Source organism: Paenibacillus sp. HJGM_3 (assembly GCF_045062745.1).
In the GTDB taxonomy this organism is placed as follows: Bacteria; Bacillota; Bacilli; order Paenibacillales; family NBRC-103111; genus Paenibacillus_AA.
Genome location: NZ_JBJGED010000036.1, coordinates 12,960 through 35,733, shown reverse-complemented (window position 1 = coordinate 35,733; position 22,774 = coordinate 12,960). Strand labels below are relative to the sequence as shown.

19 protein-coding genes and 1 pseudogene are annotated in these 22,774 nt (G+C 36.8%); 12 read left to right on the top strand and 8 right to left on the bottom strand.

Features of this window, described 5'->3' with window-relative positions; genetic code table 11:
* Window position 1: 1 nt before the first annotated feature.
* From ACI5FR_RS29235 to ACI5FR_RS29215, 5 genes are read right to left on the bottom strand one after another with little or no spacing between them, the layout of a single operon-like run.
* Window positions 2–664 carry a class I SAM-dependent methyltransferase gene (locus tag ACI5FR_RS29235; RefSeq protein WP_405461079.1) on the bottom strand — a complete coding sequence of 221 codons (663 nt, stop codon included), beginning with the start codon at window positions 662–664 and terminating at the stop codon, window positions 2–4.
* A gap of 28 nt (window positions 665–692) precedes the next feature.
* On the bottom strand, window positions 693–1,388 hold the full coding sequence (locus ACI5FR_RS29230) for a cytidylyltransferase domain-containing protein (RefSeq protein ID WP_405461077.1): 696 nt from the start codon (window positions 1,386–1,388) through the stop codon (window positions 693–695).
* Window positions 1,389–1,400: 12 nt separating this feature from the next.
* Entirely contained in the window at window positions 1,401–2,471 is a 1,071-nt protein-coding gene (locus ACI5FR_RS29225; RefSeq protein WP_405461075.1) for a DegT/DnrJ/EryC1/StrS family aminotransferase, read from the bottom strand.
* 15 nt (window positions 2,472–2,486) lie between these two features.
* The gene (locus ACI5FR_RS29220) at window positions 2,487–3,470 is read right to left on the bottom strand and encodes a glycosyltransferase (RefSeq protein ID WP_405461073.1); all 984 of its coding nucleotides are present in this window, start codon (window positions 3,468–3,470) and stop codon (window positions 2,487–2,489) included.
* Window positions 3,460–4,494 (bottom strand): polysaccharide biosynthesis protein, encoded by a 1,035-nt coding sequence (locus tag ACI5FR_RS29215; protein WP_405461071.1) that lies wholly within the window; start codon window positions 4,492–4,494, stop codon window positions 3,460–3,462. The genes ACI5FR_RS29220 and ACI5FR_RS29215 overlap by 11 nt, the downstream gene beginning before the upstream one ends.
* A 260-nt stretch (window positions 4,495–4,754) precedes the next feature.
* Here ACI5FR_RS29215 and gmd point away from each other — a divergent pair, with 260 nt between their 5' ends.
* From gmd to ACI5FR_RS29200, 3 genes and pseudogenes are all read left to right on the top strand, one after another.
* Window positions 4,755–5,831, top strand: a complete 1,077-nt coding sequence (gene gmd, locus ACI5FR_RS29210; protein ID WP_405461070.1) for a GDP-mannose 4,6-dehydratase — start codon at window positions 4,755–4,757, stop codon at window positions 5,829–5,831.
* 5 nt (window positions 5,832–5,836) lie between these two features.
* Window positions 5,837–6,142: pseudogene (locus ACI5FR_RS29205) on the top strand (NAD-dependent epimerase/dehydratase family protein); the annotation flags it as partial.
* A 74-nt stretch (window positions 6,143–6,216) separates the two neighbouring features.
* Window positions 6,217–7,569, top strand: coding sequence for a sugar phosphate nucleotidyltransferase (locus ACI5FR_RS29200; protein WP_405461068.1), 1,353 nt, complete (start codon window positions 6,217–6,219; stop codon window positions 7,567–7,569).
* 34 nt (window positions 7,570–7,603) lie between these two features.
* On the opposite strand, the gene ACI5FR_RS29195 is transcribed toward ACI5FR_RS29200, so the two are convergent.
* Genes ACI5FR_RS29195 through ACI5FR_RS29185 form a run of 3 tightly spaced genes read right to left on the bottom strand, consistent with a single transcriptional unit; the run spans window position 7,604 to window position 11,914 of the window.
* Window positions 7,604–8,539: an NAD-dependent epimerase/dehydratase family protein gene (locus tag ACI5FR_RS29195; RefSeq protein ID WP_405461067.1), complete on the bottom strand. Its 936-nt coding sequence runs from the start codon at window positions 8,537–8,539 to the stop codon at window positions 7,604–7,606.
* Between the two features lie 20 nt (window positions 8,540–8,559).
* Window positions 8,560–9,504: a Wzz/FepE/Etk N-terminal domain-containing protein gene (locus ACI5FR_RS29190; RefSeq protein WP_405461065.1), complete on the bottom strand. Its 945-nt coding sequence runs from the start codon at window positions 9,502–9,504 to the stop codon at window positions 8,560–8,562.
* Between the two features lie 31 nt (window positions 9,505–9,535).
* Window positions 9,536–11,914 carry an O-antigen ligase family protein gene (locus ACI5FR_RS29185; RefSeq protein ID WP_405461063.1) on the bottom strand — a complete coding sequence of 793 codons (2,379 nt, stop codon included), beginning with the start codon at window positions 11,912–11,914 and terminating at the stop codon, window positions 9,536–9,538.
* A 190-nt stretch (window positions 11,915–12,104) separates the two neighbouring features.
* Between ACI5FR_RS29185 and ACI5FR_RS29180 the strand changes: the two genes are divergently transcribed.
* Genes ACI5FR_RS29180 through ACI5FR_RS29140 form a run of 9 tightly spaced genes read left to right on the top strand, consistent with a single transcriptional unit; the run spans window position 12,105 to window position 22,767 of the window.
* A complete protein-coding gene (locus ACI5FR_RS29180; RefSeq protein WP_405461061.1) occupies window positions 12,105–13,397 on the top strand; it encodes a surface carbohydrate biosynthesis protein in 1,293 nt (430 codons plus the stop codon).
* Window positions 13,387–14,736, top strand: a complete 1,350-nt coding sequence (locus tag ACI5FR_RS29175) for a lipid II flippase MurJ (RefSeq protein WP_405461059.1) — start codon at window positions 13,387–13,389, stop codon at window positions 14,734–14,736. Before ACI5FR_RS29180 ends, ACI5FR_RS29175 begins: the two co-directional genes overlap by 11 nt.
* Window positions 14,737–14,763: 27 nt before the next feature.
* A complete protein-coding gene (locus ACI5FR_RS29170; protein ID WP_405461057.1) occupies window positions 14,764–15,528 on the top strand; it encodes a glycosyltransferase in 765 nt (254 codons plus the stop codon).
* Window positions 15,529–16,623, top strand: a complete 1,095-nt coding sequence (locus ACI5FR_RS29165) for a glycosyltransferase family 4 protein (RefSeq protein WP_405461055.1) — start codon at window positions 15,529–15,531, stop codon at window positions 16,621–16,623.
* Window positions 16,610–17,656, top strand: a complete 1,047-nt coding sequence (locus ACI5FR_RS29160; RefSeq protein WP_405461053.1) for an O-antigen ligase family protein — start codon at window positions 16,610–16,612, stop codon at window positions 17,654–17,656. Before ACI5FR_RS29165 ends, ACI5FR_RS29160 begins: the two co-directional genes overlap by 14 nt.
* Before the next feature lie 25 nt (window positions 17,657–17,681).
* A complete protein-coding gene (locus tag ACI5FR_RS29155) occupies window positions 17,682–18,863 on the top strand; it encodes a glycosyltransferase family 4 protein (RefSeq protein ID WP_405461051.1) in 1,182 nt (393 codons plus the stop codon).
* A gap of 21 nt (window positions 18,864–18,884) precedes the next feature.
* Window positions 18,885–20,306 (top strand): sugar transferase, encoded by a 1,422-nt coding sequence (locus ACI5FR_RS29150; protein WP_405461049.1) that lies wholly within the window; start codon window positions 18,885–18,887, stop codon window positions 20,304–20,306.
* 26 nt (window positions 20,307–20,332) lie between these two features.
* The gene (locus tag ACI5FR_RS29145; RefSeq protein ID WP_405461048.1) at window positions 20,333–21,367 is read left to right on the top strand and encodes an SGNH/GDSL hydrolase family protein; all 1,035 of its coding nucleotides are present in this window, start codon (window positions 20,333–20,335) and stop codon (window positions 21,365–21,367) included.
* The gene (locus ACI5FR_RS29140; protein WP_405461046.1) at window positions 21,364–22,767 is read left to right on the top strand and encodes an MBOAT family O-acyltransferase; all 1,404 of its coding nucleotides are present in this window, start codon (window positions 21,364–21,366) and stop codon (window positions 22,765–22,767) included. Before ACI5FR_RS29145 ends, ACI5FR_RS29140 begins: the two co-directional genes overlap by 4 nt.
* The last annotated feature ends 7 nt before the right edge of the window (window positions 22,768–22,774 follow it).

Here is a 22,774-nt window from a genome sequence, read left to right as displayed (position 1 = left end):
ATTATTTGGTTACAGTAATTAAGTAATCTGAGTTAACAACTTCTTTGCTATACATGCTTTCTTCCTTAATGCCTATTTCTATTTCCGAAAATTCAGAAAAGAGACTGTTTAATTCTTCAGGTTCAAAAAAGTGCATTCTCATACCTTGTTCATTGGTTCGATTATCGTTTAACACAATTGTGTTCTTCTCAACCTCTTGTCCTAAAACATACCTTTGATCACGAATTGATCTTACTACAAAAAACGCCTTTCCGCCTTGTTTCATTACTCTGTATAATTCACGTACGATGGTCTCAATATCTGCTTTATAGAAATAATAGAGTACTCCGTAGCAAATAACAGCATCAAAACACTCTGTATCGAAAGGCAATGCAAGAATATTTCCTTGTACTAAATCTGCCTGAAGTTTGTATTCTTGCAGAATTGAATTTGTAAATTGAAGAGCTTGATCTGAAAAATCGATGCCCGTTACTCTATAACCTTGATGGGCCAGAAATATCACATGCCGACCTGCTCCGCAGCCTAGATCCAATAAATGTGTTTTTCTCGGTTCGTCATAATTTGATTCCACGAATCTTAGTACCGATTCGTCTGGGTGCCTTAGTAGAAAACGTTGGTTTGTATGTAATTCATCCCATTTCAATTGATGCTCGGATATATACATAATCTACCTCACTTTCAAATTCTCAGCACTAGTTCGTTAATATCTCTTTGTTAGCTAACAAATAATCGATTACTTTACTAATATTCACAAGGGGCATATCATTTCTAAAGTGTTGTACCACATGCTCCAACAGTTTGTAATCATCCGAAGTATCAAGGGTCAATCGAATTTCCGGGTGACGTAAAGCTGCTTCAGGATAATAGATGCAAGTTCTATACTGCTCCATATGATCTAAAAATGCAGTCACGATATGTTCGCGATGCTTTAAAGAGGTTTCTTCCTCAGTAAGCTTCGTAAGGATATCCATCGAGAACAATTCTGATGTTAAACCAACTGGCAGTTCATCCTTCAGAATATAGTCGTATTGCCCAGTTGAGGCAAGTTCAATCAATTCATCGATCGTATCAGGATCTACTAATGGGCAATCACATGTAACCCGAACAATGTTATCTGCTCTTGCTTCTTTGGCGGCATAATAATATCGTTCCATCACATCGGTCTCTGAGCCTCTGTAGCATCTAACATTGATTGATTTACAAAGCGATTCAATAGGGTCATCCCGCTCCAAAATCGATGTAGCTACTATAACCTCCTGTATTTTTTGGGAGGCTTTAACACGGTTCACAACCAGCTCAAGTACAGTTGTTTCACCAAGCATTTTTAATACCTTTCCAGGAAGCCGAGTCGAGCCCATGCGGGCTTGAATAATCGCTACATTTCTCATTTTATTATTCCTTTACTTTTTCATTAATATATGGATAAGCGTATCAAGAATATGGAGTGCCTCCGAATCCGTTAATGCGGGGTATAAAGGAATACTAAGCATCGTTTGTACAGCTTCCGTGGTGTTAGGGAAAAGCTCATTAGATATTCCGGTATATTGGTGAAGAGAGGGATATACTCCTCTGCCAAATTGAATCCGATACTCAAGACCTTGTGATAATATGCTCTCTGGAGTGATGCCTTCTTTCAGCTGAACCATATAGCGGAAAAAAATGTTATCATCCATTAATTCAGGAAGTTCCAGCACGTGCTTGTAAGCCATTAATTTTTCCTTATATAAGGATGCCAGCTGCAGCCGCCTCTCAATAAATTTAGGAAGCTTCTGAAGCTGGTTTATTGCTAGTGCAGCGTGAATAGGAGGCATCTCATAATTATATCTCAGATGGAACAGCTTTGAGTGACTAGTAGACTCTAGATACTCGAGAGCAGCATGATAATACACTTCGTTACTCGTACACAACACTCCGCCGGCAATCGCAGAAATCATTTTGCTTTCGTGTAAGGAAACAATGGAAATATCTCCTTTACTTCCAGCCTTACGATTGTTCTTCGAAACGGCGCCTAATGATAGTGTGGCATCCTCAATCAAGGGAATGTTCAAGCTCTTAAATTCATCTAGATCAATCGCTTTACCGAACATGTGCGTAAATATTAATGCTTTGGTTCTTTCCGTAATATTTGCTCTAGCATGCAGCAGATCCATACTGAAGTCCGAGTTTTGCACATTCATTGCAATGTCTGTAAAAACAGGCTTAGCACCCGTATATAATATGCTGTTCAGTATTGCTGTACATGTATAAGAGGGACAAATAACTTCGTCGTCATTGGTAATGCCTAAGGCAAGTAATGCTAAATGAAGAGCGGCCGTTCCTGAAGTTACCGCAATGGCATATTTATAACCTAAAAAATCAGCAAATTCGTTCTCTAATTTTAGCTTTGAGTTTTTAAAGCTGTCCTGCTTACCATACTGTTGTAAAATATGAAGATCATCTGCTTCCACGCATGGATGCACTAATGGAATCATTATACGAACCTTCTCTCAAACAATTTGAAATATCCTCTCGATTCCCTTGCCGTCAATTAAACTTTTTGCCTCTTTGGACATCTGTTCCCGGATCGTTTGTCCTTGAATATGCGTAATTGCATCATGTAATGAAACTGCATTAAGCTGATTGTAGCTCCCTAAATTATACACAGCGCCTCTGTTATGAAACGAAGCCGCTTCGTCATTTTGCTCCGAATTTTGATTAATAATGATAGAGGGGGTACCCAATGAACAAGCTTCATACATAGTCATGCCTCCCGAAATGAAGGCCAAGTCAGAGGACAATAACTTGCCGGCCATATCTTGTATGTATTGGTGAACATACATTTTATATGGAAATTTGTCAGTATGTAAGGATGACAAGTCTATATTCGAGCTGCCTAATATGACGTCTATCTCTAGATTGTTATCCCAAATACCTTTCATTCCGTCTAATAGGTTTAATAGGCGCAAAGTTATACCATTGGGATCCGTACCGCCGAACGATACCAATACTTTCTTGATTTTGGGTTGAATCATTCGTTGGGTTGAAGCGAGTTCGGATATAAGCGGATTTAATATAACGTATTTTAAGCCATAAAAAACATAATCGTCTGATTGTTGTGAATCAAAATTCAAACTACATGAAATTAACTTTTCTCCAGCTTGAATACGAGCTTCCGCGCTATCATTAATCCAAGTTATTTGTACGCCTAGAGAGCGAATCGTTGTGAAAATAGGATCATAATAATAAAGGGCAGGAATGTCTATTATTATTTTCTCTACTTTATTTTCTATTAAATGATCTTTCAATTGTCCCAACTCATCAAGCTGCATAACTTCATGTTCCAATTGCGTGGAATTAACTTCGGAAACAGCGAAGAATAAAGTTTGGACACCCTTGCTCCGAAAATATTTATTTACATTCCACATTCTTCTGTAATGTCCGGTGCCTATTCGGTTACCTATCGCTACTAAGAAAGCAATCTTATCCTTCATAGCTGCTAATTTCCTTAAAGAATTCCCTTTCCAGCAAAGTCCTAACAGAGTCAATGGAAATCGGCTCTTCATCATGTGAGCTATACATTTTAATTTCGGCTGTATTGGCGGAATCGTAATGTACAGACCTCTCTAACAATGGGTTTGGAATGACAAACATGTCCGGAAGCTCCCAAGCACCGTTCGATTCATCAATCGTCATTAGCTCCTCGAACATTTTCTCACCAGGTCGCAAGCCGATTTCATGGATTTTTATTGCCTCGGGATTAATATTCAAAATTCTTGTCGCCTTTTCGATCACCACCTGTACTAAATCACTCAAACGAATAACAGGCATTTTCAACACAAATATTTCCCCGCCTCTAGATTGTTGCATCGACTTTAGAGTTAAGGAGGTCGCTTGATTTAAAGTCATCATAAATCTCGTCATATGTATGTCTGTAACATAAACGGCACGTTCCCGCTGAATCTGCGAAAAAAACAATGGAACTACCGATCCGCGTGAACCAATTACATTCCCGAATCGTACAACAGAAAAGTCTGTTTCATGTGCTCCGCTATTGTATTGCGCATTTGCTATCAATCGTTCGGCCATCAATTTCGTTGCACCGTAAGTGTTAGTAGGGGCAATCGCCTTGTCAGTGCTTGTAAAGACTACTTTTTTGATCCCTGTCTCGATGGCTGCGCGAATAACATTTTGCGTACCGATTATATTCGTTTGCACGGCTTCATATGGATTATATTCGCAAGAAGGGACATGTTTCATAGCGGCAACATGAAATACATAATCAATACTTTCCATCGCTCGGATGACACGCTCCAAGCTTCGAACATCACCTATTAAGTAACGTATGTTATCATATTGGCGCATTCTTTGCTGTAAGAGGAATTGCTTGTGCTCGTCTCTGGACAAAATCCGTACCACAGCCGGTTCATCTTTTAAAATTTGTTCTAATAAACCTTGCCCAATTGTACCTGTCCCTCCGATAATAAGTACTTTTTTATTCTTATAGAAACCATTCATTCCATTCACTCTCTTTTGCGTTTTTTATATGAAACCTCGTAATTCGCAACAAAAAATATTTCAAATCTTCTTGTTTATTCAAAAACTCCCAACCGTAATTATACGATACCTCTTCAAATCAGTCTAGGCCAACAACATGCTCAAAGTGTTCAATAGAGCCGGCCAAAACAATTCGACATTCTTAATACTTAACATGTATAATCGACTTAATTAATCACCTAGTTGTCCTAATAATAATTACCAAAGGGAGAGAGAAATAAATGAAAGTCGCATTAATTACGGGTATTACAGGTCAGGACGGGGCCTATTTGGCTGAATTCTTACTAGACAAAGGATATATTGTTCATGGGATAAAGAGGCGATCTTCTTCTTTCAATACAGGAAGAATTGATCATCTTTATCAGGATCCGCATGAGAAGAATGTGCGGTTCGTTCTTCATTATGGAGACTTAACGGATTCTACGAATCTGATTCGAATTATTCAGGAAGTACAGCCGGCTGAAATCTACAATTTAGCCGCCCAAAGCCATGTAGCGGTTTCATTTGAAACCCCCGAATATACGGCGAACGCGGATGGGATCGGTACTCTGAGATTGCTTGAAGCGATTCGCATACTAGGGTTGGAAAGTAAGACCAAGTTTTATCAAGCCTCTACGAGCGAGTTATATGGACTGGTACAAGAAACGCCGCAGAAGGAGACAACCCCTTTTTATCCGAGGAGCCCTTATGCTGCTGCGAAGCTCTATGCGTATTGGATTACAGTAAACTATCGCGAAGCATATGGCGTATTTGCTTGTAACGGTATTTTATTTAACCATGAGTCGCCGTTAAGAGGAGAGACATTTGTTACTCGTAAAATCACCCGAGCCGTTGCGCGTATTAGCCTTGGTGTACAAGAGAGACTATATTTGGGCAATTTGGACGCCAAACGGGATTGGGGATATGCAAAGGATTATGTGGAAGCAATGTGGTTAATGCTTCAGCAAGAAACTCCTGAAGATTTTGTCATTGCCACAGGGGAGACACGAACGGTCCGAGAATTTGTTGAGCTCGCCTTTAGCCAAGTGGGGATTAAAGTGGTTTGGAAAGGCATGGGGATCGAGGAGGTAGGTATTAACGAAGAGACGGGGGAGGTTGTCGTTTCAGTGGACCCTGAATATTTCAGACCTACGGAGGTTGATTTACTGCTAGGGGATGCATCCAAAGCTCGCCAGAGGCTGGGCTGGAAGTCTAAAGTGTCGTTCCAAGAGCTTGTATCCCTTATGGTCGATGCGGACCTGAGAGAGGCGGAAGCAGAGCTTCAATCACATAAACCCATTGTTTGCGGTGAGGAGTGAGTCAGATGAAGCCGTCGGACAAAATATACGTGGCCGGCCATAAGGGTCTTGTAGGATCCGCTATATTAAGATACTTGGATTCTCAAGGGTACAGTAATCTTCTTTATCGAACCAGCAAGGAAGTCGACTTAAGGGACAATAGACAAGTGTTGAGCTACTTCAATGAAGAGAGACCGGACTATGTTTTCCTTGCAGCTGCAAAGGTCGGAGGGATTATTGCAAATAACAATTATCCCGCTGACTTTATTCGCGACAATTTGATGATACAAACAAACGTTATTGACTCGGCATACCAGGTAGATCTCACTAAGTGACGGCCTGAAGTCGACATATCAGTGGTATCTGAAACAATCATAAGATTCTTTTTTGAATGGAGGGTTTGCCAATGAAGCTTGTCTTATTATCAGGCGGCTCAGGGAAACGACTTTGGCCATTGTCCAATGATGCTAGATCCAAACAATTCTTGAAGATACTGGAGAACAAGTCTAGGCAGATGGAGTCAATGGTGCAGCGCGTTTGGCAGCAATTGGAGGTATGTGGATTAGCGGATTCCTCCATTATTGCCACAAATCCCACTCAAGTGGACATGCTTCATCATCAGATCGGCATGAATGTGCCTATCCTAATCGAACCGGAACGAAGAGACACTTTTCCGGCCATTGCCTTGGCTGCATCTTATTTATATTCGATTCAAGGGGTCAGTTTGGATGAAGTGGTCGTTATTCTTCCGGTGGATCCTTATGTGGATGATCACTTTTTTAATAGACTGAAAGATTTGCAAGCCGTCTTGCAAGCATCTTCGGCTCGACTTGCCTTAATGGGGGTTCGTCCTACATATCCATCGTCCAAGTACGGTTATATTGTTCCTGAGGATGGATTTGCTCAGTCGTCTTACTATCAGGTGAAGCAATTTAAGGAGAAGCCGACGGAAGAGCAGGCGATTGTTCTAATTGAGGATAATAATGCATTGTGGAACTGCGGTGTGTTCGCCTTTAAACTGGAATATATTGTTCATGCTTTGTTGGAAAAAGGGCTGCCGGTTCAGTATGAGCAGCTTTTGAAGCAGTATCATCGGTTACCCAAGATCAGCTTTGATTATGAAATCGTAGAGCAAGAGTCCCAAATCGTCGTCCTTCCTTATGAAGGGGATTGGAAAGACCTTGGTACCTGGAACACGCTCACTGAAGAAATGGATACAAGTCTGATTGGAAATGGCATTCTTAGTGATGACTCTTTCAATACTCATTTAATAAACGAACTGGATATTCCTGTGGTCGTGTTAGGCCTCTCTAATGCGGTTGTCGCTGTAAGTCCCGACGGAGTATTGGTTTCCGACAAGGGGGCTAGTCCAAGGCTGAAAGACTTAATCCGCTTCGACCACCGTCCCATGTATGAGGAAAGTTTATGGGGCTCCTATAGGGTGTTGGATTATACCAAGCTTGGCGACGGGAATGAGGTTTTGACCAAAAGGATCAGTTTATCAGCCGGGGAAACCTTTGGGTATCAGGCTCATTTTTACCGGACCGAGATATGGACCATAATCAGCGGGAGTGGAGAGGTCATCATTGACGGGGAACGAATACAAGTTAGTGTCAATGATGTGGTTAAAATCTATCCCAAGATTAAACACGGTATCTTAGCTCATGAGAACATGGAGTTGATTGAAGTTCAAACCGGAAAAATCGTCGAAGAAGATATCGTACATTTTCCTTTTGATTGGTATAGTCATGTTAATTAACAGTTATGCTTTGTAAAAGCGGTTGAGCAGGGAGCTATCCCTGCCCAACCGCTTCTATTTTTTGATTTAAGTAGTAATTTATTGTCTGTTTGACGCCTTCTTTTATCGAGAATTCCGGCTCCCAATCTAATATCTGCTTCGCCAACGTATTGTCTAAGCAGCTATGGATAATATCTCCAGGTCGATTAGGCTGATAAATGGGATTGAATGGTACATTTAATATGGAACACATTTCGGCTAAGAGCTGGTTTACCGAGGTTTGTTTGCCGCAACTGATATTTAACACGCGGTTATCGCCTGTATATAAAGACTGTATGTTTGCTTTTACTACGTCCTTGACGAATATGAAGTCTCTGGTATTTTCACCATCTCCATAAATAATTGGGCGATGACCGTTTAATAATTTGTCTAGAAAAACAGAAACTACACCGCCTTCGCCATTTGGGTCTTGGCGGATTCCAAAGACATTGCCATAACGAAGTATTGTGTATGGAATCCCAAAGCGCTCTGAATAAACTCTCAAATAACTTTCCGGTGTATATTTTGAAATCCCATAATTAGATATTGGATTTATCGGGTGGGCTTCATCTATTGGAATGTATTTTGGTACTCCGTACACAGCAGCGGAAGAAGCATATACAACTTTTCTGATATAATTTTTGCAGCATTCCAGGACATTGAGAGTTCCAAGAATATTAACACGCGCATCATGTACTGAATCTAACATTGAGTTCTGGACGTCAATTTGTGCTGCATGATGAATTAGCAGCTCAGGCCGAAACTCTTTAATATAAGTACCAATCTTGGAGTCATCGATATCGGCTTGAAGTAAATGTGCTTGAGGGTTAATAAACGCTTTATGGCCTGACGACAAATTATCCAGAACGGCTACGCTGTGACCAAGTGAGATGAGCTCATCAACAATATTTGAAGCAATGAAGCCTGCTCCGCCTGTAACCAATATCTTCATAATTGCAATAAACTCCTTTACTAATTACTCGTTTGATTCCGGATCCAGTACGCTCGGATAACGAGAAAGAAGAGTGCTAATAATAGTGCAATAGCTCCCCCCAGTACAGTGGTAATGAGTTTAGCTGGACCAATAGGAACTGCAGGCACGATTGCCGGAGTTATCATTACGTAATTAAAGTCATAAGGTTTACCATTAATAGATTGTTGTTCAAGTTCAGCTATAGTTTTCTTATGTGACTGTATGTCTTCATTAAGGGACGCTTCTTCGCTATTTAGCTTTGATTTCTGTACAGTAGCATCAGCTTGTCTGGATTGCAGAGAAAGATAAACAGGATTTATTTCTTCATTTGACAACTGCAATGCACCCAACTGTTTTCCATTAACTAGATATGTATCATCCGCCAAGGCTTTCTTTGTATTAAGAATTTGGGGAGTAACTTGGATCAATTTACTGACTTCATTTAGTTCTGATTCGACAATTTGCATGCTGCTTTTTACTTCTTCGAGTTTCGCTTTTTGTTCGGTTTGTTTGCTTAAGTGTTTTAATATTTCAATGTTCGAGCCGGTACTAAATGCCAATAAGTTTGCAATGTCTGTTGTAACCTGATTATCAGTTCCTTTAACTTTAATACTTATATAGCTTGAATTAGGCAGGGACTCTACTGAGATATTGTTCATAAGAGAGTCAATCGTGTACTTTGTCGGATCCAATTTTAATCCATTTATTATTTTGCTTGTGGTAAATTTACTTTTCACCTGTTCTTTCGCGGAAGATAAATCACTCGTTTTTGCATCTTTTTCCGAAGGGACTAGACTTACAATAGAAGTACTTTCAAATATGGAAGGTTGCATATATGAGTAACCCCCGGCAATAAACATTGCACAAATAATCACTAAAGCAATCCATATTTTATTTCGCCAAGCATCCTGAATAATCTCTCTCAAACTAATTTCATTAGCCAATTGAAAAGCCTCCTTCATTAGTTCTGGTTGCTTACTTTCTAATATTAATCAAATCATCAATGTTCTTGTTCTCATTAGAATCGATTGATGTAAGTTTATCTAGTAATACAGTATCATGCCTGCCTAATTTGGTTATAGCGGCAATATACCACCTAGCAATCTTGCGATTGAGCTCCTCATTCATATTATCAAGAACCCTTGAACGCAATGGATAGAGCAAATCATGAGTTTCTTGATATTTCCCTGACAGATAATAGATTTGGCCCAAGGATAAATATGTATTGTCAGAAAGCGTAAACGGGTTACCTTTTACTTGTTCAGCAGGCAACATCCTGATGATCTCTTCTCTTCTAATTACTTCCATGTAAGTTTCAATGGCTTGATTCCAATACTTGTTCTGACTGGGGTCGCTTGGATTAGAGGTATAGATTTCGTTGCCAAGAGTTAAATTCAAAGCAATATTCCGATCGTAAAAGCTGATTTCCCAAGGATGGGTATTCATTGCTCCTTTTATTAATTCCAAAGCTTGTGAGTACTGTTTTCTCTTCATATAAAGGTTATATTCTTCTTCAATATTGAACCGGTTGTACGGTTCAACTCTCTTCAATTGATTAATTATCCTTGCAGCATCATCTGCGAATTTCTCCTGATTGGTTTGTGTAAATAACTGCAGCAATAAGTTTGATTTTAACAGGCTGTACTCCGGATTTTTAGGAAATGTATTTATTGCTTTATCCAAGGACTGAAACACTTGATCAACCGGCTTGGATGCTTGTAACAAAGCAACAGCAGTTGTGTATTGGTTATGTGCTCGTAATAGTAGCATAGATATAACCAATAAACTGATAGATAGAATACATAATAAGGTTGGATAAATTTTCTTCTTAAATTGAGTATAGATATTAGGCATGGAGATGGACTTCATGCTTACTTGCCCGATCATTGCACCCAAGCACAAAAAAACAAGTCCGCCTATAAAAATAAAGCTCATATTAAAATCAAGCATACTATGGGCGAGAATTGAGAATGGAATGATAAAAAAGGTTATTGAATTTATCCCGTTTCTTACTGCGAATCGAATGAATAATGAGAATAGCAGTACAAATAATATTATGGAAAATGACAGTCCGAGTATTCCAGTCTCCACCATATTCTGCAGGAAGTAGTTATGAGCTTGTCTACTGACGTAAGGATTGCTTTGGTATTTTTCAAATAATGCGGACCATGCTCCTCCTCCAGCTCCTATCATCGGATTGTCTTTAAGTATTTTTATGGAATCTTTATAAAATGTTCCTCTTTCCAGCACGCTGCTTTGTTTAAAGTTAATATTCTCAATCTTTTTTGCTATAGAATCGGGTAAAAAGGAAAAGTTCAAATAAGTTAAAGAAAACAATAATATAGTCCCAATCAATAAGGCGCATAAAGGTACAATAAATCTGTGTTTTTCGAAGGTACCTATCCGTTTTTGCAGCCAAGGCTCGAAATATTTATTAAGAATAAAGACTAGCCCATAATAAAATAAGGAGGCTCCTATTAAGATCATCCAGCCTATTATCGAAGATTTCGATGGAGCACTCTCATCCAGGAAATACATTCCATGAAGGAGGTCGGATATCTCCAACGAAATTACAATTGCAACGGCAAAATTCAAAAGGAAACTAATCTGCCTTGAGCTTTTCATTAGAAATAATACTAACAATACCACAATTAGAAGGGTTAAAAGGGCACCACGAGAGTACGTTAAAAAAAAGGAAACAGCGATCGGAATTACAAATAAAGAGGTTGCTATAAACGATCTGTTAGCCGTCTGATTGTTACTTGTGCGATATAAACTGCTTATCAATAGTCCCATCAGTAAAGCAGCATATGTATTAGGATATTGGAACACAGAAGTTAATCTTTGTTGATAAATAGCATCCGCATAATGAACATTACCGAATATATTCATGAATCCGAATATTGCGATCATAAATCCTGATGATAATATCAGGAACTCTAAAGGTTTGCTCTCCTTCTCTTCGCGAGTCATATAAATACCTAATAGAAATAGGGCAGTGTACGATATATGAACAATGACCATTATTGCGGATTGATATGCGGAAGCGGAGTTTAACATTGAGAGGGTGTAAAGTAAGGGGAATCCCCAAATACACAAAGCAAATAAAGAAAGGGAATTGTTAAGCTTATTGCGAAAGCTTGATATGGCAACTGTTAGCAATATACCGGAGCATATGAGGAAGAATGCGTATAAAGGCTTTTGAAATGTAACAGTCCCACCATTAAAAACTCCCTTATAATAAGGAAGTATAAACAAAAAAATAGATAAGAGCGAAAAACCGCACCAATATGTAAAGGTAGGATTTTTAACGATCGGTGTTTTTAAATGACGGTATTTGACACTAGTAGACAAAATCATTTCCTCCTTCTGACAAGACTCAACAGATATCTTACCAGACTTTTAAAGATAATTACAAATAAAAAAAGCGATATTCCATGGCCAATCGAAAATTGCTGAATTCTACTTAATTAGATTAAATATTTTTGTTATAATAGAATTTATTTAATCTGAGTTGGATGATCTGTAAGATGGAGGAAGCAGAATGAACAACACGAAGATCATGTTAGTATATGAACATAGAAGAAGAGAGATTGATTATCTTGTTTTCTTGAAAATCAAACTTGAAGACGCCGGATTCCAGTGTCGTATTGCAAGTATTTCGTATAGCTTTATGAAAACTCTTACCGCGTTTGTGCCCGACTTGCTTTTTATGCCGTGGGGCTACGATACAAGGTTTATCCAAGCAGCTAGAAAAGTAAATCCGAACATCATCGTGATTGACTCTCATGCGGAACAAATTATGGACAAAACAACACTTTACGATGTGTTAAGAAACAACACAATTAAAGTGTCCGATTATCATTTATCATGGGGGGAAAAGTTTAAGAATGACTATTTGGATGGGGTCGAGGAGTTTTCCTACATTGTCGGGAATTCACGTATGGACCTTTACAAAAAACCGTATAATCAGATCTATAGTTCAGACATCAAGAGTAAATACGGATTAGAATGTAAGAAGGTTATTTTGTTTCCAATGTCATTCAATATCGTATACTATAAGACGCATGAAATGGAAACATTGGAGAAAGAAATGCCTAATATTTATAAGGAGAGAGACGAAAACATCGATCAATTGACTCAAATTACAAGTTATATTACTCAATATATTGAAAACAATAAGAATGATGATTATGTATTTGTCTTGAGACCTCATCCTGCCGAGCCGCTTGAAGAAGTACAAAAGAGATTTCCAAAGTTAGATCAATTGAAGATCATATACGGAGATGGTATTCAGGGGTGGATTCTTCAATCGGATGTTATATTTGCCTGGACCAGTACTACAATAATGGATGCCTTTATGAATAACAAGCCTTGTTGGCTTGTTGATGCTGTGGATACTAGATACAGTAAGCTGTCGCATTTTGCTTACGCAAAATCTATTAAAACTTATGATCAATTCGAGAATGCGTTAAACCTATGTCTTAATCATAACTACGATGAGACAGCTTATTGGCATGTAGATGAATTCAACTCTTTCATAGAGGATAATTTTGGCCCGAATGACGGGATGTCTTTTGAAAGAACAGCCGAAGCGATTAAGAATATGGTAAGCAAAGAAGCGAGGAGGTTAGCTGATCATACTGATTTTCCTCAACAAATAATAAACAAAGAGAAATGCAAAGAGAGAATCAAAACCATCTTAGCTGAATTAAACATACTTAATCGAGTTAGCAGGTGGAATAAGCTTCAAGAGGAGTACATAAGTAAAAGGGCTTTGGTGGAAATGGAACAAAAATATAAGCGTTACCTAAGAGAACCGCTTTATGCTAAATAGGATATTTAACAGATCAAATACTTATTGGGTTGCAGGTTATTACACTTTATTTAATCTTTCATCAAAAGCTTTTGGACTTTTTAGGAATTGGTTTATAGCGTTTTTGTTTGGTGTGTCGGTATACACAGATGCTTTTTGGGCTGCACTGCTTCCGATCATGTTCTTCAAAATGACTTTTGGGACAGCGTTGACCAATGTGATTGTCCCCGTATACCTAGAAAACACTAAAAAACAAAAACAGTCTATTTTGACTTATTTATCAACCAATTTACTATTTACATTTTTTTTGATTTGTATAATCGTAATCAATTCAAAGGTAATTCTAAAAATCTTTACTCCAGGAATATCGGATGAGGTTTTAGGAATATCACAGCACTATATCATAATGCTCTCACCGCTTATATCTATTCTAGCACTAATCGATTTGTGTATGAGTCTGCTGGCTGCTAATGGGGAGTATTTCAAATCTGCTGTATTAAATTTCCTAATCAGCCTTTCCCTTGTATTATTTATGTTTGTTTTCTATTTTGATAAAGCAGTGCTTTTGCCGCTGTCTACATTGCTTGCAAATGCCTTGGTTGCTGGAATAGGAGTCATTTGGTTAAAGGCAAAGTTATATATTGCTAGAATAGATCTCAAAATGAGTAAGACAATTTTCGTTCTGGCCATTCCAGTTATGATTTCGAGTGGAATCGAAAACATCTCACATTTCATTGATAAGTTTCTGGCCAGTTTCCTTGAAACTGGGAGTTTAACATTACTCTCTTATTCTTTAGTGCTGCAAGAAGTTATATTAGCGGGTTTGGTTGGTCCCGTAGTAAGCATCTATTTCCCGAAGATATCCAAAATGATTATTCAATCTGAAAACATATCGCGGTTATCTATTAAAACAAACTTTTATCTTAATCTTATTATTAGTGTTATACTTCTAATATTTACGTATATTGGTTTTCCTGTCGTGAAATTGGTATTTATAAGGTTAGAAGAAAACCAAATCAAAATTATTTTTAGTTTAGCCATTCTACTGATCTTTAACGTCGGATGGATCGCTGGGAAATTAATATTAAGCAAAATATATTATTGTCATTACAATACTAGTATACTCTCTGCAATTAATATAATCGGTCTTATTACGAATGCTATATTAGGTTATCTATTTGTGAATTACTATGGGTTGAATGGAATTGTCTATGCTACAATTATAAGTACAATAGTTAGCACTGCGATATATACGATGATCGCCATAAAGAAGAACTATATTTCTGCTGCTATTATTTATAGTTTTATTCCATTAATAGTTGTGGGAGCAATTTTATTTTTATTTTCATCTCTTTTTTAATCTTATTCTTTGAAAGGAATCATAATCGTGAAAATAAGTATTATTACTCCAACCTACAATGCCGAAAAGTATATTGAACAGACAATCCGTTCGGTGCTAGAGCAACAATCTGAGGAGTTCAATCTGGAGCATATTATTATGGACGGTGCTTCTTCGGATCAGACAGCTTCAATTGTCAATGAATATGTAAGGAAATATCCCGGTATTATTCGGTTTATTAGTGAAAAGGATAAATCCTTATATGACGCCCTTAATAAAGGGCTAATGCAAAGTACGGGTAATATTGTAGGCATCATTACTGCTGGTAATGTTTATTTGGCTGGAGCTTTATTAAAAGTCTTTCATAAACTTAATCCAGCAAATGAATTAGCGCTGGTTGGCGGGCAATATTTCTGCAAACCTGACCTAAAGCCCATAAAAAAAATAGTTCCCAAATTTATGAATAACCCCACAATCTTATCCTTAGTAGACTGTCATGTAGGTGACAGCAGCGTTTTTTTTAAAAAGGAATTTTTTGAATCACTTGGAAATTACAACTTGCAATACATATATTCTGCTGATTTTGATCTATATTATAGATATATTAATAGTGGACGTAAGTTCATTATTATGGAAGAAGCGCTGAGCAAGTTTATTATTAGCGATGACCAATTATCTACAAAGTTTGCGAATAAGCAAATGCAAGAAACGATGGATTTCATAAAGTATCCTAACATCTACAAAATTTCGAAAAAGACCAAGTTCTCTGCTGTTTTATGGTATCTCTTGCGTATATACCAGAAGGTGGTATAAATGAGTAAAAAAATTCTAATCATTCTAAAAAATAGTTCTGGAATCGGCGGAGCCGAATTGATGATTGATGAGATTTGCTCTTATTACCAGCAAACACAAAAATATGAATGCTATATAGCAATACCAGGTGGTACTAACAGTGACCATTATCAAGAAAAGTACGGAAATGTCGTAAACTATAACCCTAACAGACTATTGCAATCTACAAGTCGACTTTTGACATTCATAAAAGAAAAGAATTTAGATATCGTCTATGCCCATGATGTTTTTGCTTCAATATTAGCTTGTTTCTTGAAATTCGGTCAAATGCGAAATAAAAAGCTTGTTTTCATTTCCCACATTCATAACAATTATGGTTGGTACGAAAAAAAGTCATTGAAAGCTTTTGTTTTTAATTTAACGATGCGACACATGAATCGGGTAGTTGTTGTTTCTAATTATGTAAAACAACATTTCGCTTTTCTTGACGAAAGAAATTCAACTAAGATTAATGTTGTCTACAACTACTTAAACAAAAATTACGAGAAACTGGATTTTAACTCCCTAAGACAATCGGGTAGAATTATTATTGGATTTTGCGGAAGACTCTCGGAGGAAAAAAATCCTCAGGCACTTATTTCGATTTCAAAGATTTTAAGCGAGGTGCACGAAATTGAACACGAGCTTTTGTTCATTGGAAGCGGGAGCTTGTCCGATGAAATAGAGAGCGAATGCTTGCGTTTAAAAATCCCATACAAAATGACGGGTTTTGTCGACGATCCAGAATCATTTATTCGTCATTGCGATGTACTCGTAGTTCCCTCTAGAAGAGAAGGGTTTGGTAGAGTGATCATTGAAGGACTATATTTAGGAAAACCGGTGATAGCCTCAAAAGAGGGCGGCATCATAGATATTGATAGATTATTAAATACACCCTTATTATCCCTATGCGATAAGGAAGATTATTTGCAATTCGCTAACGAAATTCAAAACCAACAGCAATTGCAGCATATGAGAAAAGACGAAGACTATCAAAAATGCAGAAGACTAGTAATGGAACACTTTTCATTCCGTAAATTTACTGACACGATGGAAGTGCTTTATGAAAATTGTTAAATATTTATCGTTTATTGCATTGTCTATTGTCACTGTCGATTTTCATGCGTATTTCTCATTGTTTGAATTATTCCTGATAGGATATGCTTTTATTTCTTTAGACTTGAATAAAAAAATCGAGCGATTAAATATTTATATAATCTTAATCCTACTGTTGAATATTATTTATCTTATTGGTTGGTGCATTTTTTCGCAACAAATCAGGATGGATTTAATAAGAGACACCTATGTTTGTATCTCGATCATGCTATTATTCTTCTCGAAATTGAATTCCAGAGATATAGTTACCGCCATTATTATAGCTAGCGTAGGAGAGATCGTATCTTCTTTTCTGGTTTACCATGAAATAACAAAGTTTATTATCGTTCCGTTGATTTTCTTAATTCTGCTTATCAAAGACAGCTTTACATTTATCGTCTCCAGCATGATCTATTCACTTGTTAGTTTAATAATCAATGCTAAAACCGGATTGTTACTAGCTGTAAACGGAGTAATCAATAGATTTAGAGAAATGAGCATCAACTATAAAGCATTGTTGATAGCAGCATCTTTAGTTTTCGCCGTCTCTTATAGTGATCAAATAGTAGCGGTTACAAAAAAACTGAATGTTACATCAGGCGAAGCATCAACTAAGGAAAGATATATGCTGCTAACAGTAGGATGGGCTAATTTTGAATCGAATCCTGTGTTTGGCACAGGTCCGAATAGTTATCAGGAGTATCTATCTAAGAAGGCTAAAAATGAAGACCAGAAACAGAGATATCATACTCTAGAACCGCATAACTTTTTTCTGGAATTACTCTCTGAGAGAGGAATTATTGGACTTGTCTTGTGGCTCTTCCCTTTCTGTGTCTTCTGGGTGCATAGAAAAAAAATGGATAGAAGATTTATTTATTTGCTAATTTCTTTTTTTATTGTGTTATTTCTTGGACTTTTGGATCAATATTTGAGATTTGTGCTAGTATTAGTAATAAGTTATGGTATGCAAGTTTTAAACCAGAAAGAAGATCATTTACGAAGATTAACTGAATAGCCAAGGAAAGGCTTGGAGATATATCATGAAGATAGTATTTCTTACCGCAAGATTTCCATATCCGCCTTATAAAGGTGACCAATTAATAGCATATGAGCAAATTAAACGTTTACATAATGAGCACGAAGTATATTTAGTTACATTAGATTATGATAATAATTATAGAAATTGTCCAGATGAGGTGATTGCTCTATTTAAAGGTATTTATGTGCTTCCAAGAAGCAAGTTTATGAAGCTAGGAATGTTTAAGACTCTATTCAACTTTAAACCATTACAAGTAAACCTGTTTTATAACCGTAAATTATTAAAACAAGCACACGCTATTATGGATAGCATTCATCCGGATTTGGTTCAGGTCCAAACAATTAGAATGGCTGAGTATATGACAAAATATCCAACCATTAAAATTTTGGATATGATAGATGCAATTTCTCTAAATATGGCGAGAAGGGCGAAACGAGATAAATTATTTCTTAAACCCTTTTATTTTTTTGAAAGTTTTTTATTAAAACGTTATGAAGAGAAGGCTATTGCTGCATACAATCGGACTATTCTGGTATCAGAAAAAGAAAAAGAATATTTTAACAGTCCTAGAGTTGTTGTTAATTCCAACGGGACATCGATGGATTGCTCGCGTAGCGAGATGGAAAAGTACCCTAGTAAAGAGAAAGCTTTTATTTTCCATGGGAACATGAGTTATTTTCCAAATGTCGAGGCGATGCTGTATTTCACCAAAGAGATCTGGCCCGAAATTCATCGAAAATACCCGGATTATAAACTATATATCGTTGGAAAAGACCCTAGCAAGGAAATTCAAAATTTAAATAACAGGTACAACATTGTTGTTACCGGTTTTGTAGAGGATATTTCTTTATATTTATTGAAATCTATTATTGGAATCTATCCATTAAATGCTGGAACAGGTATACAGAACAAAGTACTGGAGTCATTGGCATGTGGACTGCCAGTAATTTGTTCAAATTATGGTATTCAAGGGATTGCCGGAATTACTAATCGTGAAGTATTCATTGCTAATTCCAAAGAAGAAATCATACAAGGCGTTGAAGAGCTTTTGCTGGATGAGAAGCTCCGGCAGCAATATTCCTTTTCAGGTCAACGGTTTGTAGCAGAGCGGTATTCCTGGGCAAGAAACGTCTCAAAACTAGAACAGATTTGGCAAGAAGCCGGGCAAGAACAATATCACTAGTTCTATTTAAATGGAGGTAATATGACTAATTTCAGAAGTAATTTATCTGTTATACTTCTTGCTCTGCTTGATATCGTTATTGTTAACGTTGGGTTTGCTCTTGCGTTTTGGCTCAGGTATGACATAACTTTTTTAGTGAAATTCAAATTGGTAAGAACTAATTTAGATCCCTATATTAATTTAATCCCATGGTTGTCTGTACTATCACTAGTAGTATTTTATTTGTTCGATCTTTACTCTGGCTGGAGGAGAAAGAGACTGTACAATCTAATTTTCTCAGTTGTACTTTCCGTATTGGTGATTACTGCTTTTACAATGATTCTTACATTCTGGTATCGCGGTTTTGCCTTCCCGAGAAGCGTTATTCTTATCGCATTGTTTACACAAATATTATTATTGGCTGTCGTAAGGAGTACTCTTTGGTTAATTGCCCGAAAGTTTTTTGGGAGCAGGAAGGTATTGATTGTTGGTCAGAGTATAGAAGACGGTGTAATAATAGCCAATAAATTTATTGAACATTCAATAGGCTGGTTTGATGTGAAAGGTTTCCTGCCGTTTAGTGAGTGGCAAGACAAGGTCGGGAAGATTAATGAATGCGATGTTGTATTAATCAGCCCTGCGCTTGCGAAACAACAAAAATCAGAGATTATAAGTTACTGCACTAGACATGGAAAGGAAGCATTATTAGTTCCAGAACTTTACGAATTATTTGTTCTTGGATCAGACCCTCAACATATAAGCGATATGCTTGTCTTCTCCATAACCCCGCCAAAGTTAAACCCTGGGCAATTGTTTGCGAAACGTTTATTCGATATTATTACTGCTCTATGCTTTATTATTTTATTAAGTCCGGTACTAATCCTGCTCTGCATTCTTATTCCCGTTACATCCAAGGGACCGGTTTTGTACAAGCAAGAAAGATTGGGGCGAAATGGGAAAAAGTACTTTATTTATAAATTTAGAAGTATGGTTCAGGATGCTGAAAAGTTAAGCGGTCCGGTGCTTGCAAGCAGCCTTGATCCGCGCATTACCAAGATTGGACGTTTTATTCGGGCTACAAGATTGGATGAAATCCCGCAGTTTTTTAATGTTCTAAAAGGGGATATGAGTTTAGTTGGTCCAAGACCCGAACGCGACCATTTTATCCGCCAATTTGTTGCAGTTATTCCCGACTATTCAAGTAGAATGCTTGTAAAACCAGGGATAACCGGATTAGCACAGGTATTCGGGAATTACAGCAGCTCTGTGGAAGATAAATTGCGATTTGATTTAATGTATATAAGGAATTATTCTTTCGCCTTGGATATAAAGATTATGCTTCAGACCATCAGGGTAGTACTGCAGCGTGAACAAGCTGAAGGAGTCAAAGAGGCTAATAACGCTTTTAAAAAAAAATTGATGAATGAATTGGGATACAAAGAAACATCCAGCACATTGGAATAATATTAAAGGGAACTGAAGGTTGGGACATGAAAATTATTTCTAAAATACTGGTTTCTGGATTGTTAGCTCTTCTCATTTGGGAACTAATATTACAGAACACCATTATTAGTACGACAGGTTACAGTAACCATCCTGTGATGGGGAAAATATTAAATGAGGGTACCTATTTACAAGGTTCAGAAGGATTTAGTAGAACAAAAATTTTCCCAAATGGTGTTGTTGGTAAACCAGTTCCAAGTGATATGAATGAACGTTATCGGATACTTGTTCTTGGTGATTCCTTTACAGAAGGAGTCCAGGTATCTGATCAGGACAAATATTCTAACTTAACAGAACTGATTTTAAAAGAGAAGGGATTTTCCGAAGTTATTACTATTAATTTAGGAAGAAGCTATGCTTCCCCTGCCCATTATTTGCACTTAGCGAATTATTACAATAATGAGTACAAGCCGAATTATGTTGTTGTCGAAATAAATGACGGAGATTTCAGTGAAATGTTAAGCGGCGATGCCAACTTCTTTGTTAAAAAAAATGGAGATGGCTTCAAAACCTTTCAAAATACACACTTTGCTAGTAACAATGAGATTGCGCAGAAATTAAAAAATTTATATTTCTTATTAAATTATTCCACAGTAAGAATCGGAGCAGATAAGCTGCAAAAATTTATTACTTCCACCTCTTCCAAAACTCAGGATACTCAAGAAATCCGAACAAATAGTAAGGAACCCTCTCATTATGACGAAAGTTTAATTGCTTGGACGATGGAAACACTAAAAAAGAATTATAATAATGTTTTAGTGATATACATTCCGACGTTAAATTATCAATATTTAAATGAACCTCCTTCGATATTTGAAGAAAAGGTGCAATTATATGGTGAAAAGGTTGGAGTTAACGTAATTAATATGCGTGAAACCTTTGTTAATAATGATAATAATAGAAAATGGCCCAGCTATGGATTCTATAATACCAAGCCTGGAGTTGGACATATTAATGAGATAGGACATAAATTAATAGCTTTAAAATTAGTTTCTTTCTTTGAAGGTAGGATATTGAAATGATCTTCTCAAGTATTGATTATTTGGTTTTTATGGTTGGAGTTATTGTATTACTCATTATTATTAAGTCAGGCAGAGTTAAAAAGACAATTTTATTATTGAGTAGTTATTATTTTTATTCTTACTGGGATTATAGATTTGTAGCATTAATGTTTCTTATGACAGTTGTTAATTTCTTTATTGGAAAAAAGATTGAGGAATCCAATCAAGAAAAAGGTAGAAAGTTATGGCTGTTAATAAGTGTTTTTTTTAATTTATGTGTTCTTGGTTACTTCAAGTATTATAACTTTTTTATCGAATCTGCTAATAATATGTTAGATTCAATAGGAGTAAGATTCTCGCTATTAGATATTATTTTGCCAGTAGGGATCTCTTTTATTACGTTCGAAGTAATGAGCTATACGATTGATATCTACCGGAAAACGGGAAAATCAGCGGATTCATTTGGTGATTTTGCCCTTTTAGTAGCTTTTTTTCCACATCTAATAGCTGGTCCGATATTAAAACCGTCTCATTTTCTACCTCAACTCAAGAAGGAAATCAGAATAAGATGGGTTAATGTTGAAATCGGGGTCCAAATTTTTTTGTTTGGGATGCTAAAGAAAGTATTAATAGCTGACAGGTTGGCTTTATTCGTGGATCCCGTTTTTAAAGATTCCGAGGTTTATAGTTCTTTTTCAATTTGGTTAGCAGTGATTGCATACGCTATACAAATTTATTGTGATTTTTCAGGATATACTGATATGGCTATTGGATCGGCAAAATGTTTGGGATTCGAGATTCCCCATAATTTTAACATGCCCTATATCTCTCGAAGTATGACTGAATTCTGGAAACGATGGCATATTTCCTTATCCTCCTGGTTGAGGGAATACTTGTATATTTCTCTGGGTGGAAACAGAAAAGGGAAAGTGCGACAACTGATTAACTTGTCCATAGTAATGCTTCTAGGAGGGTTATGGCATGGAGCCAGTTGGAATTTCGTTATTTGGGGAGGGCTTCACGGAATAGCGTTAGTTGCTCATAAGCTATACTTGGAGTACATTTTACGCGGAAAAGAAATTCATACGATTGTTTACAAAACATGGTCTTGGCTTGTTACAGTAACTTTTGTTTGTTTGACTTGGGTTTTCTTTAGATCACCAAATATTGATACTGCTATGTACATAATTAAGAAATTGTTATTTTTCACTCCGGATAAAGGTATTTTGTGGATTCCTACATCGTTTTTGTTAATATTACCTCTGATTGTTGTTTGTCATATTTTTGGTAAAAGAAAGAAGGGGTATGCCGTTCTCAAATTGACTACTTTTAGTGGTCTGTTTGTTTTCTTTTTCGTATTATTAGGTTTACTCTTTTTGATGCCAGTAAGTTTTTCACCATTTATTTATTTTCAATTCTAAATCAACA